Below are 15,557 nucleotides of genomic sequence, written 5' to 3'. Positions count from 1 at the left end.
GGTGGGTGGGGAGCCGTGCAGTGGGACGTCGTCGTGGTGGGGGCCGGCACGTCCGGCGCCCCGCTCGCGGCGCGGCTGGCCGACGCCGGACGGCGGGTGCTGGTCCTGGAGGCCGGCGCGGACCACGTGGAGTTCCCGGCCGACCTGCGCGACGCCGCCCGGATGGCCGCCGCCGTCCCCGGGCACCCGGCGAACTGGGACCTCACCGGGGTGCTGACCGAGGAGGTGACCTTCCCGGTGCCGCGCGGGCGGGTGGCCGGCGGGTCGAGCGCGCTCAACGGCGGCTACTTCGTCCGCGGCACCCGCGCCGACCTCGACGGCTGGGCCGCCGCGGGCAACGGCCTGTGGTCCTACGACGCCGTCCTGCCCTCGTTCGTGCGGCTGGAGGCCGACCGCGAGTACGGCGACCGGCCCGGCCACGGCGCCGACGGGCCGGTGCCGGTCCGGCGGGCTCCGGACGGGCACCCGCTCGCCGACGCGCTCGGGGCGGCGGCCGCGGAGCTCGGCGCCCCCGACGAGCCGGACAAGAACGCCGACGGACCGCCCGGCTGGGGGCCGGTGCCGCTCAACGTGGCCGACGGCGTGCGGGTGAACACCGCCATGGCCTACCTCAACCCGCGCCGCGGGCACCCCGGGCTGACCGTGCGCGGCGGCGTGCTGGTGCGCCGGGTGGTCGTCGAGGGAGGCCGCGCGGTGGGGGTCGAGACGGCGGACGGCGTGGTGCGGGCCGGCGAGGTGGTGCTGGCGGCCGGCGCCGTCGGGTCGCCGCAGCTGCTGCTGCTCTCCGGCATCGGCCCGGCCGACGACCTGCGCGTCCTGGGCCTCGACGTGGTGGCCGACGTCCCGGGCGTGGGCGTGGACTGCACCGACCACCCCGACGTCTACGTCACCTGGCGGCCGGCCCGGCGGCTGCCGATGCCACGTGGCCTGCACCCGCTGCACGGCGTCCTCAACGCCACCTCCGACGGCGCGGCGGTGCCCGGCGACCTCGAGGTGCTGCCCTGGCTCAAGCCGTTCAGCCGGGTCATGGTGCCCCGCACGTCGGCGGGTGCGGTCCGGGTGCTGCGCCGGCCGGGGGCCACGCTGCGGGCGCTGCGCGGTACCTCGCTGCACCGGCTGCTCGACACCGCCCGGCGCCGCGACGACCTGTTCCTCGGCGTCGCGCTGCAGCGGGAGGACAGCCGCGGCCGGCTCACCCTGCCCAGTCCCGACCCGGGCGTGCAACCGCGGCTGGAGTACCGCTACCTGTCCACCGACTCCGACCGGCGGCGGATGCGGCAGGGCGTGCGGCTGGCGGCCGAGCTGCTGCGGACGGCGGCGATGGCCCCGCTGGTCGCCGAGCGGACCGGGCCGCCCGACGACGTCCTGGCCTCCGACCGCGAGCTGGACCGCTGGATCCGGCGCTCGCTGGCCACCGCCGTCCACCTGGCCGGGACGGCGCGGATGGGCCCGGACTCCGACCCCGGCGCTGTGGTCGACCAGCACCTGCGGGTCCGCGGGGTCGAGGGGCTGCGGGTGGTCGACACCTCGGTCATGCCCACGGTGACCTCGCGCGGGCCGGCGGCGACGGCGGTGGCCATCGGCGAGCGCGCCGCGGAGCTGATGACCGAGGGCTGACCCTCACCCGCCGGGCAGCGCCGGGAGCGGGATGCCCGGCGGCGGGAAGAACACCGGTGCCTCGCCCGACAGTACCGGCAGGAAGGCGTCGTGCCAGATCTGGCCGCCGCGGCTGCCGCCGAACCCGCCGACGTCCACGTTCGCCGTCGGGTTGAACAGCATGACGCTGGCGGTGTACCGCGGCGTGGAGCCGACGAACGACACCGACGCCCGGTCCTGGGCGGTACCGGTCTTGGTGGCGATCTGGTGGCCGGGGATCGCGGCCCGCCGGCCCGTGCCGTAGGGCAGCGAGGAGCCGCCGACCATCATCTGGTTCACCGTCGTGGCGATCTGCGGCGACACCACCTCCGGCGTGCAGGAGGCGCCGGTGCCCAGCGGGCTGCCGTCCTCGCGGGTCAGCGGCCGCCCGTCCCGGCCGAGCACCTCCACGACCGGGACCGGGGTGCACCGGGTGCCGTTGGCGGCGAGCGTCGAGTAGGCGCTGGCCAGCGCGAGCGGGCTGGTCGCCTCCGGGCCGAGGGTGAACGAGCCGCGGTTCTGGGCGATCACCTGGTCGGCCACCGGGTCGAGCGAGGTCAGGCCCAGCCGCTGCGCCACCCGCACCGGCCCCTCCACGCTGCCCAGGTCGTCCTCCAGGGCCACGAAGTAGGTGTTGGAGGAACGGACCAGCGCCTCGTACATGGTCAGCGTCGGCGGGAACGTGCCCTCGACGTTGCCGACCGTGTACGGGTCGAGCCCGTTGCGGTACACGCGCGAGGTGTACGGGTCGCTCGTGGTGATCGTGTGCGAGGGCGGGAAGCCGCGCTCCAGGGCCGCGGTGGCCACGAAGACCTTGTACGTGGAGCCGGAGCCCTTGCTGGCGACCACGTTGAGGTTGACCGACGACTGGGCCGGGTCCTCGGCGTCGAAGCCGAACACCCGGTTCGCGCTCATCGCGAGCACGTTGCCCGTGCCCGGCTCGACCGCGGTGAACATCGCCGCCACGGGGTCACCCATCGGCTGCGTCGCCAGCACGGCGGCGTCGGCGGAGCGCTGCAGGTCGGCACGCATCGTCGTGCGGATGGTCAGGCCGCCGTCCTCGAGCTGCTCCTGGGTCATCCCCAGGGTGCCGGTGAGGTGGTCCTGCAGCAGGTCGCAGAAGAACCCGCCGAGGACGCCTGCGCCGGCGCAGCCGTTGGGCGGGGGCGGCGCCGGGTCGGCCTCCACCGGCTGCGCTGCGACCTCGGCCAGCTGCGCGTCGCTGATGTGGCCCTGGGCGTGCATCCGCTCGAGCACCACGTTGCGCCGCTCCCGTGCCCTCTCGGGGTCGACCAGCGGGCTGTCGGAGGTCGGCGTCTGCACCAGGCCGGCCAGCATCGCCGCCTGCGGGAGGGTGAGGTCGGCGGCGTCGACGCTGAAGTAGGCCTGGGCCGCGGCCTGCACGCCGTAGGCGCCCTCGCCGAAGTACACGGTGTTCAGGTACCGGGTGAGGATCTCCTCCTTGGGGTAGGTCTCCTCCAGCGCCAGGGCCAGCCGCGCCTCGCGCAGCTTGCGGCCCAGCGTCTGCTCGGTGGCCGCCTGTCGCTCCTCGGGGGTCGCGGCGGTCTGCAGCAGCGTCTGCTTGACCAGCTGCTGGGTGATCGTCGAGCCGCCCTCCTCGACGTCGCCGGAGCTCACGTTGCGCGCCAGGGCCCGCAGCGTGCCCTGCACGTCCAGGCCGTTGTGCTCGTAGAAGCGCTCGTCCTCGATGTCGAGCAGCGCCTGCTCCATGACGTCGGCGATCTGGTCCGCGCCGACCGGCGTCCGGTTGTTCCGGTAGAAGTAGGTGATCACCGAACCGTCGGAGGCCAGGACGACGGTGTTGCCCGGCGGCGTGGCGTCGGTCAGCTGGACCGGCAGCGGGGCCAGCAGCCTCGCCGAGGAGCTGGCGACCAGGCCCGGCCCGACCACCCAGGGGACCAGCAGCGCGGCGAGCAGTGCGCCGGCCAGGGGGAGCGCCAGCAGCAGGCGGCCGAGCGCGTGCAGCCGTCGCTGGGAGGACCCTGACCTGTGCGACCGTGCCATGGCGCCCTCGCGGTGCTCGTGCCCCGGCGTGCGGGGAGGCGCGACGCCGTGCCGGGATCATTCCGCACGGCGACGGTCCGGAACACCCGGGTGGGCGCGGTCGACGGCGCGTCCCGGCGGCGCGCCGTGCGCAGCCGCCGGGACGGCGGACGAGGGGCCCTCAGCGGGCGGTGGGCAGCTCCGAGGTCGCGGGGTTCACCGGGGCGGACCAGGCGTCGGGGTGCGGGCGGCCGGTGTCCGCGACCCACCCGCCGGAGGGACGGGTGGCCGGGCGGGCGCTCAGGCTCACGATCAGGGCGAGCAGGCCGACGAGTCCGAGCAGGACACCAGCGATCACCAGGAGCGTCGTGAGCACGTACCGAACGTAATCGCACGACCGTTCTGTGTCACGTGGCGGATCTCCACCGGAGTCCGGCGCGACATCGGACAGGATCTGACGAGCCGGTCGCTCCCGTCCCACCCGCCCCAGGCGGATCGCCGCAGCTGGACGCGGGCCCGCGAGCCCGGGTACGGGGCTCCTCCTCGACGATGGGTAGGGGGGTCCCACCCCACGACAGGAGGATGCCCGTGACCGACCTGCCCCGGACCGCCGGCCGAGCCGTCGCCGTCCCGCTGGGGGCGCTCGCCCGCTGGCGCCGCGGCAAGCCGATGCACCCGCGCGGCACGGTGCTCGACGCCGTGCTCGAGCGCACCGGCGGACCGGCCGGGTGGAACGTGCCCTGGCTGGCCGGCATCGGGGACGAGGCGGCGCTGGTCCGGCTCTCCCGCGGTGCGGGGCTGCCTACGCCGCTGCCGGACCTGCTGGGCCTCGCCGTCCGGCTGCCAGGTCCGGACGGCCCCGTGGACCTGCTCCTGTCCACGACCGGACGGGGTCGGCTCACCCGCTGGGTGCCGGTGCCCCGGTGGGACGCCGCGGCGGTCTACTGCTCGGTCATGGGTTACCGCACCCCCGCCGGGCCGGTGTTCCTGGCGGCGCTGCCCGAGCCCGGGGCCGCGCCGGTGACCGCGGAGCCCGGGCCGGTCGCCGCAGCAGCCCGCAGCGGCCGGCTGGCCTTCACGCTCGCCGCGGCGCGGGGGGCGGGGGACTGGCGGCCGTTCGCCCGGCTGCGGCTGCTCGCCCCGGTGCCCGAGGTCGACCCCGACCTCCGCTTCGACGCCGTCCGCCACCCGCCGCCGGGCCTGGTCCCGGACGGGCCGATGGCCCGGTTCCGCGCACCCGCCTACGCGGCCGCGCAGGAGGGCCGGGACGCGTGACGGCGACGGCGGCCCGCGGGCACCCGCCCGACCTGACGGTCCACCTGCGCCGGGCGCGCGACCACGTCGACCGCCACTTCGCCGACGACCTGGACCTCGACCGGCTGGCGCGGGTGGCCGGGGTCTCGAAGTACCACTTCGTCCGCTCCTTCGAGGCCGCCTTCGGGGAGACGCCGATCCGCTACCTCACCCGGCGGCGGATCGAGCGGGCCCAGGACCTGCTCCGCTCGGCCAACCTGACCGTGACCGAGGTCTGCACGGCCGTGGGCTACGCCAGCCTCGGCTCCTTCTCCACCCGCTTCCGGGCGCTGACCGGGGAGTCGCCGGTCGCCTACCGGGACCGCTGGGCCGCCCGCGGTGCGCCGCACGTGCCCGGCTGCTTCCTGTTCATGCGCGGCGTGGTCGACCTCGGCGGGACGACCGGTCCGGGTCGAGCAATCGGGGAGAAGCGCGGCACCGGCCGCCGTCCCTAAGGTCGACGCCATGATCACCAACATCTCGCTGGTCACCGTCTACTGCCTCGACCAGGACCAGGCCAAGCAGTTCTACGTCGACGTCCTCGGCTTCGAGGCCCGCACCGACATCACCATGGGGGAGGGGTTCCGCTGGGTCACCATCGCCCACCCCAGCCAGCCCGAGCTCGAGGTCACCCTGATGACCCCCGGCCCGCCGCTGGACGAGGACGCCGCCGCCTTCGTCCGCGGCCAGCTGGAGAAGGGTTCCATGGGCGGGCTGGGCCTGGCGGTCGACGACTGCCGGAGGACGTACGACGAGCTGTCGGCCAAGGGCGTGACCTTCCTGCAGGAACCGGCGGAGCGTCCCTACGGCGTCGAGGCCGTGATGCGCGACGTGTCCGGCAACTGGCTGGTGCTCGTCGAGCGCCGGGAGTTCACCCCGGCCGACTTCGCCTGACCCCCCGTTCGGGTACTCCCCGTCACCACTCGGTTGGGCGGAGTGCCGACGGGTAGTACGACCGGTACCCGTCCGTCTCGGTCCCGCCCCTGCCCGTCGCAGTGCGCGGCGGCAGGAGGAGAACCACCGCGTGAACGACGCCGACCCCCCGGCAGCTGCCGGGACCCGGCTGGTGACCATCCCGTACGCCGACCCCTACGTCGACGCCGTCCTGCCGGAGGGGGTCGTCCGGGTGGGCCCGGGGCCGGGCCCCAGCCCGTGGCTGGACCCGGCCTACCTCGCGGCCCACGCGGACGGCGTCGACGTGGTGCACCTGCACTCCGGCTACGGGCACCTGCCCGAGGACGAGGTGGTCAGCTGGGCGGAGACGGTCCGGCGCACCGGCGTCCCGCTGGTGCTGACCGTGCACCAGCTGCGGGACCCCGAGCAGCCGACCCGGCGCCGGCACGACGCCCACCTGCAGGCGCTGCTGGCGACGGCCGAGGTGGTGCTCACGCTGACCCCGGGGGCGGCCGACGAGATCGCCGAGCGGTTCGGCCGGACGGCGATCGTCGTGGCGCACCCCTCGATCGCCGAGCCGGTGCCCGGCCTGGGCGCCGAGCGCGGCCTGGTCGGCCTGGCGCTCACGGCGCCGTTCCCGGCCCTGCCCGATCCGGCGATGCTGGTCCGGGCCGCGCTGTCCGGCGCCGTCAACGGCGGTGGGCGGCTGCGGGTGTTCCTCGACGACGGCGTGGAGCCGCCGCCGGTCTTCGCCGCCGGCGACAGCCTGGAGTTCCTGCCGCGGAAGGTCGACTCGTGGGCCGCGCAGCTGCAGGAGCTGCACGCCGTCGTCCTGCCCCAGTCCTGCGGCACCCACTCGCGGGAGCTGGAGGTCTGCCGCGACGTCGGCACGCGGGTGGTGGCGCCCAGCTGCGGGTGGTTCGCCGACCAGTGGTCCGACGTCGTCCCCTACGACAACGACGAGGAGCGCGGCCTGGACCCGGTGTCCCTGGACGCCGCCGTCGCCGCGGCGCTCACCCGGCCGGCGCCACGGCCGGCCGACCGGGGGTGGCGGGCCGAGCAGCGGGCCGCCGTCCGGGCCGTGCACGCGCAGGTGTACGCCCAGGTGGGCGCCGACCGCGCCCGCTGAGGCCGGTCAGAGCTGCAGCTTGAACCCGACGTGCGAGGCGGTGAACCCGAGCCGCTCGTAGAAGCGGTGCGCCTCCGGGCGGCGGGTGTCGGTGGTGAGCTGGACCAGGCCGCAGCCGCGCCGGCGGGCCTCCTCGACGGCCCAGGTGAACAGCGCCGCGCCGACGCCCTGCCCACGCAGGTCGGCCCGCACCCGCACCGCCTCGATCTGCAGCCGTGTCGTCCCGCCGCGGGAGAGGCCGGGGATCTCGGTGAGCTGGGCGGTGCCGACGACGTCCGACCCGTGCGTCACGGCGAGCAGCAGCTGGGCGGGGTCGGCGTCGACGGCGGCGAAGGCCCGGCGATAGGGGGCCAGGTCGGGGGACTCCCGGTCGCGGCCGAGCGGGTCGTCGGTCAGCAGGGCCACGAGGGCGGGGACGTCGTCCGCCGTCGCGCGGCGCAGGCCGACGGTCGTGCTGCCCGTGGAGAGCGTGGCGGGGAGCGGGGTCACCGCGGCAGTCTGCCCGGCCGGGGCGGCGGGGGCTGCAGGAGGATGGTGTGGGCAGGGGCGGGGTCGAACCGCCGACCTCTCGCTTTTCAGGCGAGCGCTCGTACCGACTGAGCTACCTGCCCCTCCCGGTGTCTCCACCGGAGAGCGACCCTGACGGGACTCGAACCCGCGACCTCCGCCGTGACAGGGCGGCGCGCTAACCAACTGCGCTACAGGGCCTCGCTGGTACTGCTGGTGGTGCCGTGCCCCCAACGGGGTTCGAACCCGTGCTACCGCCTTGAAAGGGCGGCGTCCTGGACCGCTAGACGATGGGGGCTCGTGTTCGCCGGGGGCAGCGAGAACTCTACATGCTCGGCGGGGCGTCCCTGACGCGGGGGTCCCGTGGCCCTCGCCACGCCCCCCCGAGCGACCCGCCGACGCCCTCCCCGGCGGCGGCTGCCGATCACGGGCCCGGTGCCACCTCGGGTGGCGTGTCGCCTGCAACGACCCGTGATCGGCAACGGGCCAACGGGCCGGGTCCACCCGGGGAGTGCGACACGGTGGCGCGGTCGCGGGCGCAGCGGCGCCCGGCTGTCACCCTCAGCGGGTGATCCGCCGTGCCGCCGTCAGCCCCTCCCTCCTGCTCGCCGCCGCGCTGCTGGCCGCCTGCGGCAGCGGCGACCCCGCCACGTCGCCGTCCGCCAGCACGGGCGAGGTGTCCTCCCCGAGCAGCGCACCCGCCGCGCCGACCACCGCCGCGCCGACCACCTCCGAGGCGGCGGAGACGAGCGCCGACGCGCCCCCGTTCGAGGGGGACACGCAGCCGGCCACGCGGGAGGCGTCGGCCGACGCCCAGGTCACCGTGAGCGAGATCCGCACCGGCCGGCAGGACGGCTACGACCGGGTCGTCCTCGAGCTGGGCGGCACCGGCACGCCGGGCTGGGACGTCCGCTACGTCGACCAGGCGTACTCGCAGGGCACGGGCGACCCGGTCGAGGTCGCTGGCGAGGCCGTCCTGCAGGTGACGATCACCGGCGCGGGCTACCCGTTCGACACCGGCGTCGAGGAGTGGGCCGGTCCGGACCCGTTGCCGGGCAACGGCACGCGGACGGTCACCGAGGTCGCCTGGGACGCGACCTTCGAGGGCACCTCGGTGGCGGTCGTCGGGACGACGGGCGAGGCGCCGTTCCGCGTCTACGCGCTTGAGGACCCCACCCGCGTGGTCGTCGAGGTCGCCGACCTCGGCTGAGGGAGGACCCCGTCCTCCTCGTGGAGGACCCCCTTGCCCCCCGCCACCCGCAGGCTCGCGGCGGGCCCCTGCACGGGGGCCGTCAGGGGCTCGCGGCGAGCCTCTGGACGGGGCCGCAGCGGGACCCGCCAGGGTCGTCTGAGCGCGGGTCGGCTGCTCAGCCGAGCGAGGCGGTCAGCTCCACGGAATCGGCCTCGACGGTGGTGCAGGTCAGCGACAGGGGGCCGGCGTTCACGGTCTCGCCCTGGGCGCAGGACACGCTGGCGTTGCCCACGCTGAGGGTGGCCCGGCCGTCCTGGACGCCGCCGAAGGACAGCGTCGTCCCGAGGATCTCGACCTGGGCATCACTGCCGGTCAGCGTCACCGAGCACTCGCTGGCGCTGCACGAGAGGGTGTCCGAGCCGAACGAGCAAGCGGTCAGCGGCAGCAGCGCGAGGCCACCGGCGAGGGCTCCGGCAGCCAGCCGGGCGGCGCGCGACGTCGTCGAGGACATGAGCCGAGGGTAGGTCGGCCGGGTCACCCCGTCGGGGAGGCCGGCGCTGGGGCGGGTGTCGGCGCCGGGGCGGGTGTCGGAGCCGGCGGGCTCCCGTCGAGGCCGGTCCCGCCGGTGCCGTCCCCGACGGCGGGGGGCACGACGGGGGCGACCTCCCGCTCGATGGTCACCTCGGTCTGCCCCAGCCCGCCGAGGGTGATCTCGTCGTAGGCGGTCAGCGCGCCGGTCTGCGGGTCGAGGTAGAGCACCGTGCAGGTCAGCGGCTCGGGGAACTCGCCCTGCAGGGCGCGCAGCCCCGCTCCGCCGGTCGAGCCCTCGACCATGAGCAGGGTGCCCCCGTCGAGCCGGGTGACCTCCCGCTGGTGGGTGTGCCCGGCCAGCACCAGCGGGACGACGCCGTCCAGCGGCGGGGCCTGCCCGGGGTCGTGCACCATCGCGATCGCCGGTGGCTCCGGCAGCGTCCCGACGAGGTCCGCGAGGCCCGCGCCGCTCGCCTCCAGCGTCTCGGCGCCGTCGTCGGCCCCCGGGTCGGGCGTGAAGCGGGGGTCCGGCGTCCCGACGACCTCGATCCCGGCGACCGTGACCGCCGAGTCGTCCAGCACGGTCGCGTTCGGCTGGGCGGCGACCAGCTGGGCGGTGAGCGTGGAGTCGTGGTTGCCGCGGATGAAGACGTAGGGGACGCCGAGCGTGCCGACCCGGCTGACCAGCCCGTTCTCCGGCTGGCTGCCCCAGTCGGTGATGTCCCCGGTGTCGAGGACGCCGTCCACGTCGAACTGGGCGGCCACCTGCTGCACGAGGTCGAAGCCGGCGGGGTTGAGGTGCAGGTCGGAGACGTGTAGCAGCGCCACGCTGTCGTCGGCGCCGCCCGGCGGGGGCAGCGTGGACAGCGTCGAGTACAGCGTGCTCACGTTGGAGACCAGGTCCTCGAGCGAGGCGCGGTAGGCGTCGAACCTGGCCACGATGTCCTGCGCGCTGCCGATCAGGCTGTTGGCGTTGACCAGCAGCCCGGTGTACGTGGGCTGGGACAGCGCCTCGGGGCGCCAGGTGGCCGCGGCGACGCCGCCGGTCGCGGCGACGAGGGCGGTGGACATCCCCAGTGCGATCAGCGGTTCCCGGCGGCGGCGCAGCACCAGCAGGGCCGCCGCCGTCGCCCCGCCGACTGCGGCCAGCGCGGTCAGCCACGCCACCCGCTCGACGGCGTCCCTCAGGTCGGCGCTCACCTGGTCGACGACGCCGTCCAGCCGCGTGGGGTCGGTGGCCAGCTGCGTCGCCCGGATCTCGTCGACCCGGCTGAGCTCGATCTCCAGCCGCAGCGGCCCGTCGTACGCGTCGACCTGCAGCGCGCCGAGCGGGGGGATGTCGAGGGCGGCACCCCCGCCGAACGGGCGGAAGGCCACCGTGGCGTCGAACGGGCCGATCGGGGCGGACACCCGGCCGAGCAGCAGGATGCCGAGCCACGCACCGGCCAGGACGACGGCCAGCCGGACCGCCCACCGGCCCGCCCCGCGGGCGACCGCGCGCAGACCCGCGCGCCTGGCGGTGGTCGGCTCGGTCACCCCCGTCAACCTAGCCGCGGCCGGGGCCGGCGCCGCCCCGGTGGGCCGGGACGACGCCGCCACGCGACCGTCACGCGACGAGCTTGGCGGTCACCTCGGCGAGCCGGCGGCCCTGGTAGCGGGCGGCGGCCAGCTCGGCCTCGGTGGCGGTGGCGGACTTGCCGCCCGAGGCGTTGGAGACGCCGTAGGGGTTGCCGCCGGCCTCGAACAGCAGCGGGTCGGTGTAGCCGGGCGGCACGATGACGGCGCCGAAGTGGGAGAAGACGTTGAACAGCGTGAGGATCGTCGACTCGTTGCCGCCGTGGACGTTCTGCGCGCTGGTGAAGGCGGTCGCGCCCTTGTTGGCCAGCTTCCCGGTGAACCACAGCCCGCCGAGGGTGTCGATGAACTGCTTCATCTGGGCGGCGGGGGTGCCGAAGCGGGTGGGCGTCCCGAGGGCGTAGCCGTCGGCCCACTCCATGTCCGCCGGGGTGGCCTCCTCGACCTCGCCGGCGGTGGTGTCCACGTGCGCCCGCCACAGCGGGTTGGAGTCGATCGCCTCCTGCGGCGCGAGCTCGCGCACGCGGCGCAGGCGCACCTCGGCCCCGGCCTCGCGGGCGCCGTCGGCGACGGCGGCGGCGAGCTGGTGGGTGTTCCCGGTCGACGAGTAGTAGACGACAGCGATGTTGGGCACGGAGCCCTCCGTTCTGGTTGCGCGTTCAACCGTCCAGGAGGGGTGTGCTCGACCCCGGCGCCGCTCAAACGCGACGCGGCGACACCGTCAGGCGGTCGTCGTCGCCCGCGGGCGGAACAGCCAGCGCAGGGCGATGAACCGCATCAGGCCGACCAGGCCGGTCACCGCGACGACGAGCGCGACCTGGGTGGCGACGCTGGCCTCGGGGACCAGCGAGTTCAGGACGCCGAGCGCGGTGCTGGTGAGCAGCAGGCCGATGACCGAGATGCCGCCGGCCTCGAGCTGGGCGGTGAGCCAGTGCACCCGCTCGCCGGCGTGGAAGGTCAGCCGCCGGTGCGTCTCGTTGGCCAGCAGGGTCGACACCGCGGTGGCCGCGACGTGCGCCGGCAGGTAGCCCAGCCGCTCCAGCAGGCTGAACAGCAGCGCGTACACCAGCGTGGTGGAGACGCCGACGAGGACGAACCGGGCGAACTGGGCCAGCGTGTCCTCGGCGCGCAGCCGGGCGACGGCGCTGTCCACGGCGTCGCCGACCGCCGGGCGGCGGGTCAACAGCGACGGGCAGGTCACGACGTCTCCTCTACCGGCACCACTACGTTCTGTAGCTTCCACCTGGGGATCGGCTGTGCGCCAGTCGTTATTCCCCCGGGAACCGACACTTCTGCTGTGGAGTCGATCACCGCGTGTCGCGCCCCCGCGTGGCCGTGACCGTCCGGCAGCCCCCCACCACCGCAGGCCAGGGCGGCATCGTCCGCGGTCGACAGGGGTAGGACGCCGCCATGAGCCTCATGGGGATCCTCGACCGGGTCGCAGACAAGGCGACCTTCGACAAGGCGATCGGCCCGGCCCAGCGCGCCGTGCAGGCCGTGCTCAGGCCGCAGGCCCTCAGGGACCTGCTGCACGGCACGTGGCTGGGGCACCCGCTGCACCCGGTCCTGGTGCAGGTCCCGGTCGGCAGCTGGACGTCGGCCGGCCTGCTCGACGCGATCCCCCCGCTGCGTCCGGCCGCCACCGTCCTCATCGGCACCGGCGTCGCCGTCGCCGTCCCCGCGGCGATGTCCGGCGCGGCCGACTGGTCGGAGCAGGGCATCGGCGTCCGACGGCTGGGTCTGCTGCACGCCGCCGGCAACACCGTCGCGCTGGGCCTCTACATCGGCTCGCTGGTCGCCCGCGCGCAGGGCCGTGGTGGGCTGGGCCGGGTGCTGTCCTACGCCGGCCTGGGCATCGCGACCGGGTCGGCGGCGGTCGGCGGGCACATGTCCTACGCCCAGTCCTCGGGCGCCTCGCACGCCGCGACCGCGGCCCGGGCGCTGAGCTCGGACTGGATCGACCTCGGCCCGCTCGACGACCTGCCCGAGGGCCGGCCGGCGCTGCGCACGGGCAAGGGCGGCAGCGTCGACGTCCCGCTGGCCGTCGTCCGCCGGGGGGCGCGGGTGGACGCCTTCGTCGGGGCGTGCTCGCACCTGTCGGGCCCGCTCTACGAGGGGTCGGTGGAGCAGGTGCGCGGCACCGACTGCCTGGTGTGCCCGTGGCACGGCTCGGCGTTCGACCTCGAGGACGGCCAGCCGCGGCGCGGTCCGGCGGCCAACCCGCAGGACAAGCTGGAGATCCGCATGCAGGCCGGCCGGGTCATGGCCCGGCTGCCCGGCCGCGACCGGTAGGGGGCCCCGCGCGGCGCCGCCGTCCCTACCCTGCAGGGCGTGCGGCGGACGGCGGTGCTGGCCCTCGCGCTGCTGGGCGCGGGCTGCGGCGGGACGGACCGTGTGGTCGAGGCGGCTCCTCCGGTGTCGACGTCCGCGGCGCCGGCGCTGCCGCCCGTGCCCGGCATCGAGGCCGAGGTGGTGCGCCAGCGCACCGACGTGCCCGTCCCCGGTCAGGTGCACGTGCGCGTCACCGACAGCGGCGACCAGCCGTTCACGGTGACCGCGGTGGCGATCGACGCGCCGGGTTTCGCGCCGCTGCCGCCGACCGCGCTGAGCGCCGCCTTCGAGCCCGGCCGGACGATCGCCCTGCGCACCGCCTACGGCGCGCCGGACTGCGCCGCTCCGGCCGGTCCGCCGGCCGCGCGGCTGACCGTGGCGTGGCCCGACGGCACGGTGGAGGAGCTGCGGGTGCCGCTGACCGGGGACGACCTGGACGTCCTGCACCGCGAGGAGTGCGCGGTCGCCGGGGTGCGGGCCGTCGCCGACATCGGCCTGACCGGGCTGACCGCGACGGGCGACGCGGTCACCGGCACCCTCGACCTGGCCCGGGCCGGGGGCGACGACCGCGCCGTCACGGTGCTCGACGCCCGGCGCAGCGTCGTGCTGGACGTCGCCGTCGAGGGGCTGCCGCTGGTGCTGGGGGAGGGGGAGGAGCGGGCGAGCGCGGAGGTGGCGTTCACCCCGGCGTCCTGCGAGCCGCACGTGCTGGCCGAGACCAAGCAGCCGTTCCTCTTCCCGCTGTGGGTCGCGGTGGGGGAGGCCGAGCCGGTGGCGGTGCCGCTGCCCGTCGACGCCGCGCAGCAGGAGCTGTTCTGGGACCTGCTCGACCGGGTGTGCTGAGCGGCGGGACGGAGTCCGGCCCGACCGCCACGGGGGGATCGCGGCGGCCGGGCCGGAGCCCGGGTCCGGGATCGCTCACCGGACAGCAGTGACGCTAGGTGACGTGAACTCCTCGAGCGATCACCTGACCAGGTGATCCGTCCGTGGGCTGCGCCACGCACCGTGAGATCGCGGTTCACCGGTGCCTCGTGGGGGCACCCGGGGGTCCGTGTTCTTCCTCTTCTCCAGCCGGCTCGGCTGTCTGGGCTCGCTGGCCGTCTCCGCGTTGCTGACCCTGCTGGTGCTGCTGTTCCTCGACGTGCTCTGAACAGGCGTCCCGTCCGGGTAGCCTCGCGCTGGTGCCGGGCCTCTAGCTCAACTGGCAGAGCAGCGGACTTTTAATCCGCGGGTTGTGGGTTCGATCCCCACGGGGCCCACCGCGCTTGACCTGCGCGTTTCCCTTTCACGGGAGGCTCGGCCGGTGGCCGCGCCCACACGGCGCCCACACGCGCATCCGCGGCTGCCCGCGCGGCGGCGTCCATCCGGTCGGCCAGCGCGGTCAGGTCGTCGTCGAACAGGCCGGAGTACACGTCCAGCGTCATGGCCGCCGAGGCGTGCCCGAGCATCCGCTGGACGCTCTTGACGGTCGCGCCACTGGCGACGGCGAGCGAGGCGGCGGTGTGCCGCAGGTCGTGCGGGGTGACGTCGCTCAGCCCGGCCGTGCTGACCGCCGGATCGAAGACGGCCCGGCGCCAGTTCCGCAGCCGCAGCACCGTGCCGCTGGCCGTGGTCACCAACAGGTCGTCGCCCTGCTTGCCCTCGCAGCGGCGGGCCAGCGACTCGGCGAGGGTTGCGGGCAGGGGAACGGTCCGCTGCTGATGGGTCTTCGGTGTGCCGAACTCCAGCCGCCCGCCGACCTCGGTGACCGCCTCGGCGATGGTGAGCCGGCGCCGGAGGAAGTCGACCCGTCGGACCCGCAGGGCGGCCATCTCGCCGAAGCGCAGCCCGGTGTAGGCCAGCAGCCGGAGTCTGCGTGCTGGCGCCTCACGACTGCTCGGAGGTCTCCTTGATCGTCGCCCAAGCTCCCCCGGCTTCACATGATTGCCTGCTCGCTCACGTTGAGCAGCCGTTCAGTGGGGAGGAGGCAGCAAACTGGCCGCAAAGGCGACATGCCCGTGATGCTGTCACCGACGATTTCGACCGTATCAGAAACACCCTGCTTGCTCGCTGGGACCTCGAGCGCCCCTGGACCAGGGCGACGTCGGCGGCGGCGAGAGGCCCGCTCCGACGACCCCGGCCAGGGCGCGGCGGGGGACCGGCAGTCGCCGGCCCGGGCTGACAGCGGCGATTGGCAAGAGCGGCCAGACCGCCAACCTGCGGGCCGGTGGCCACCCGCAAACGGCGACCCGCCTAAACCGCCGGCGAGACCGCTCGAACACTTCATGCTTGACCTGGCCATCGGCTGTGTCAGTTGAGGAACCCGCTACGTCTCTTTCCCGGCGGCTCGATCCTCGCGGCGCCGGCGTCCCGCAGGGGATCGACATTCGAGACAGCACCGCAGCAACGAGTCAGAGGGCGGAAGGTTGAGCGCTCACCGCGGACTTCAGGAACAGTTCTCTCGGATCACGGTCACCCATCAGCACC

Annotated in this window: 16 protein-coding genes and 4 tRNA genes; 9 read left to right on the top strand and 11 right to left on the bottom strand. The window is 75.4% G+C overall.

The features are described from left to right. Positions 1–15: 15 nt before the first annotated feature. Positions 16–1,617, top strand: coding sequence for a mycofactocin dehydrogenase MftG (gene mftG / locus ACI79G_RS06790; RefSeq protein ID WP_456880370.1), 1,602 nt, complete (start codon positions 16–18; stop codon positions 1,615–1,617). A 3-nt stretch (positions 1,618–1,620) separates the two neighbouring features. On the opposite strand, the gene ACI79G_RS06785 is transcribed toward mftG, so the two are convergent. Further along, positions 1,621–3,660, bottom strand: coding sequence for a transglycosylase domain-containing protein (locus tag ACI79G_RS06785; protein WP_456880369.1), 2,040 nt, complete (start codon positions 3,658–3,660; stop codon positions 1,621–1,623). Between the two features lie 160 nt (positions 3,661–3,820). Then, positions 3,821–4,015, bottom strand: coding sequence for a hypothetical protein (locus tag ACI79G_RS06780; protein ID WP_456880368.1), 195 nt, complete (start codon positions 4,013–4,015; stop codon positions 3,821–3,823). A gap of 206 nt (positions 4,016–4,221) precedes the next feature. Between ACI79G_RS06780 and ACI79G_RS06775 the strand changes: the two genes are divergently transcribed. The 4 genes from ACI79G_RS06775 to ACI79G_RS06760 all read left to right on the top strand — a co-directional run bounded on the left by ACI79G_RS06775 (position 4,222) and on the right by ACI79G_RS06760 (position 6,955). Continuing rightward, complete coding sequence (locus ACI79G_RS06775; protein WP_456880367.1) at positions 4,222–4,914, top strand: phosphodiesterase; 693 nt, start codon at positions 4,222–4,224, stop codon at positions 4,912–4,914. Beyond that, positions 4,911–5,387 carry a helix-turn-helix domain-containing protein gene (locus ACI79G_RS06770; protein WP_456880366.1) on the top strand — a complete coding sequence of 159 codons (477 nt, stop codon included), beginning with the start codon at positions 4,911–4,913 and terminating at the stop codon, positions 5,385–5,387. The genes ACI79G_RS06775 and ACI79G_RS06770 overlap by 4 nt, the downstream gene beginning before the upstream one ends. 10 nt (positions 5,388–5,397) lie before the next feature. Next, on the top strand, positions 5,398–5,826 hold the full coding sequence (locus ACI79G_RS06765; protein ID WP_456880365.1) for a VOC family protein: 429 nt from the start codon (positions 5,398–5,400) through the stop codon (positions 5,824–5,826). 130 nt (positions 5,827–5,956) lie between these two features. Beyond that, positions 5,957–6,955, top strand: a complete 999-nt coding sequence (locus ACI79G_RS06760) for a glycosyltransferase (RefSeq protein ID WP_456880364.1) — start codon at positions 5,957–5,959, stop codon at positions 6,953–6,955. 6 nt (positions 6,956–6,961) lie between these two features. On the opposite strand, the gene ACI79G_RS06755 is transcribed toward ACI79G_RS06760, so the two are convergent. The 4 genes from ACI79G_RS06755 to ACI79G_RS06740 form a co-directional block, all read right to left on the bottom strand. Beyond that, the gene (locus ACI79G_RS06755; protein WP_456880363.1) at positions 6,962–7,444 is read right to left on the bottom strand and encodes a GNAT family N-acetyltransferase; all 483 of its coding nucleotides are present in this window, start codon (positions 7,442–7,444) and stop codon (positions 6,962–6,964) included. Between the two features lie 48 nt (positions 7,445–7,492). After that, positions 7,493–7,566, bottom strand: a tRNA-Phe gene (locus tag ACI79G_RS06750). 23 nt (positions 7,567–7,589) lie between these two features. After that, positions 7,590–7,663, bottom strand: a tRNA-Asp gene (locus ACI79G_RS06745). Positions 7,664–7,687: 24 nt separating this feature from the next. Then, a tRNA-Glu gene (locus tag ACI79G_RS06740) sits at positions 7,688–7,760 on the bottom strand. A gap of 270 nt (positions 7,761–8,030) precedes the next feature. Here ACI79G_RS06740 and ACI79G_RS06735 point away from each other — a divergent pair. Beyond that, a complete protein-coding gene (locus tag ACI79G_RS06735; protein WP_456880362.1) occupies positions 8,031–8,672 on the top strand; it encodes an AMIN-like domain-containing (lipo)protein in 642 nt (213 codons plus the stop codon). A 157-nt stretch (positions 8,673–8,829) separates the two neighbouring features. Here ACI79G_RS06735 and ACI79G_RS06730 read toward each other — a convergent pair whose 3' ends face one another. From ACI79G_RS06730 to ACI79G_RS06715, 4 genes are all read right to left on the bottom strand, one after another. Next, positions 8,830–9,165 (bottom strand): hypothetical protein, encoded by a 336-nt coding sequence (locus ACI79G_RS06730; protein WP_456880361.1) that lies wholly within the window; start codon positions 9,163–9,165, stop codon positions 8,830–8,832. A 23-nt stretch (positions 9,166–9,188) separates the two neighbouring features. Continuing rightward, positions 9,189–10,721, bottom strand: coding sequence for a metallophosphoesterase family protein (locus ACI79G_RS06725; RefSeq protein ID WP_456880360.1), 1,533 nt, complete (start codon positions 10,719–10,721; stop codon positions 9,189–9,191). A 70-nt stretch (positions 10,722–10,791) separates the two neighbouring features. After that, complete coding sequence (gene wrbA / locus ACI79G_RS06720) at positions 10,792–11,394, bottom strand: NAD(P)H:quinone oxidoreductase (RefSeq protein ID WP_456880359.1); 603 nt, start codon at positions 11,392–11,394, stop codon at positions 10,792–10,794. 87 nt (positions 11,395–11,481) lie between these two features. Continuing rightward, positions 11,482–11,961, bottom strand: a complete 480-nt coding sequence (locus ACI79G_RS06715; protein ID WP_456880358.1) for a GtrA family protein — start codon at positions 11,959–11,961, stop codon at positions 11,482–11,484. A 209-nt stretch (positions 11,962–12,170) separates the two neighbouring features. Between ACI79G_RS06715 and ACI79G_RS06710 the strand changes: the two genes are divergently transcribed. The 3 genes from ACI79G_RS06710 (at position 12,171) to ACI79G_RS06700 (ending at position 14,350) form a co-directional block, all read left to right on the top strand. Beyond that, entirely contained in the window at positions 12,171–13,052 is an 882-nt protein-coding gene (locus ACI79G_RS06710) for a Rieske 2Fe-2S domain-containing protein (RefSeq protein ID WP_456880357.1), read from the top strand. Between the two features lie 39 nt (positions 13,053–13,091). Beyond that, positions 13,092–13,934 carry a hypothetical protein gene (locus ACI79G_RS06705; RefSeq protein WP_456880356.1) on the top strand — a complete coding sequence of 281 codons (843 nt, stop codon included), beginning with the start codon at positions 13,092–13,094 and terminating at the stop codon, positions 13,932–13,934. A 343-nt stretch (positions 13,935–14,277) separates the two neighbouring features. Next, positions 14,278–14,350 (top strand) — tRNA-Lys (locus ACI79G_RS06700). Here the strand turns inward: ACI79G_RS06700 and ACI79G_RS06695 are convergent. Continuing rightward, positions 14,312–15,010, bottom strand: a complete 699-nt coding sequence (locus ACI79G_RS06695; protein ID WP_456880411.1) for a site-specific integrase — start codon at positions 15,008–15,010, stop codon at positions 14,312–14,314. The two genes, ACI79G_RS06700 and ACI79G_RS06695, sit on opposite strands and share 39 nt — an antisense overlap. Between the last annotated feature and the right edge of the window lie 547 nt (positions 15,011–15,557).

It is taken from the genome of Geodermatophilus sp. SYSU D00779 (genome assembly GCF_054050595.1).
Note: the sequence above shows the minus strand (reverse complement) of the source record. Positions and strands in the feature narration are given on the sequence as shown.

Coding starts and splice junctions, on each gene's coding strand:
- ACI79G_RS06775 (WP_456880367.1), top strand. CDS start 4,222: ATGCCCGTGACCGACCTGCCCCGGACCGCCGGCCGAGCCGTCGCCGTC.
- ACI79G_RS06710 (WP_456880357.1), top strand. CDS start 12,171: ATGAGCCTCATGGGGATCCTCGACCGGGTCGCAGACAAGGCGACCTTC.
- ACI79G_RS06785 (WP_456880369.1), bottom strand. CDS start 3,660: ATGGCACGGTCGCACAGGTCAGGGTCCTCCCAGCGACGGCTGCACGCG.
- ACI79G_RS06730 (WP_456880361.1), bottom strand. CDS start 9,165: ATGTCCTCGACGACGTCGCGCGCCGCCCGGCTGGCTGCCGGAGCCCTC.
- ACI79G_RS06765 (WP_456880365.1), top strand. CDS start 5,398: ATGATCACCAACATCTCGCTGGTCACCGTCTACTGCCTCGACCAGGAC.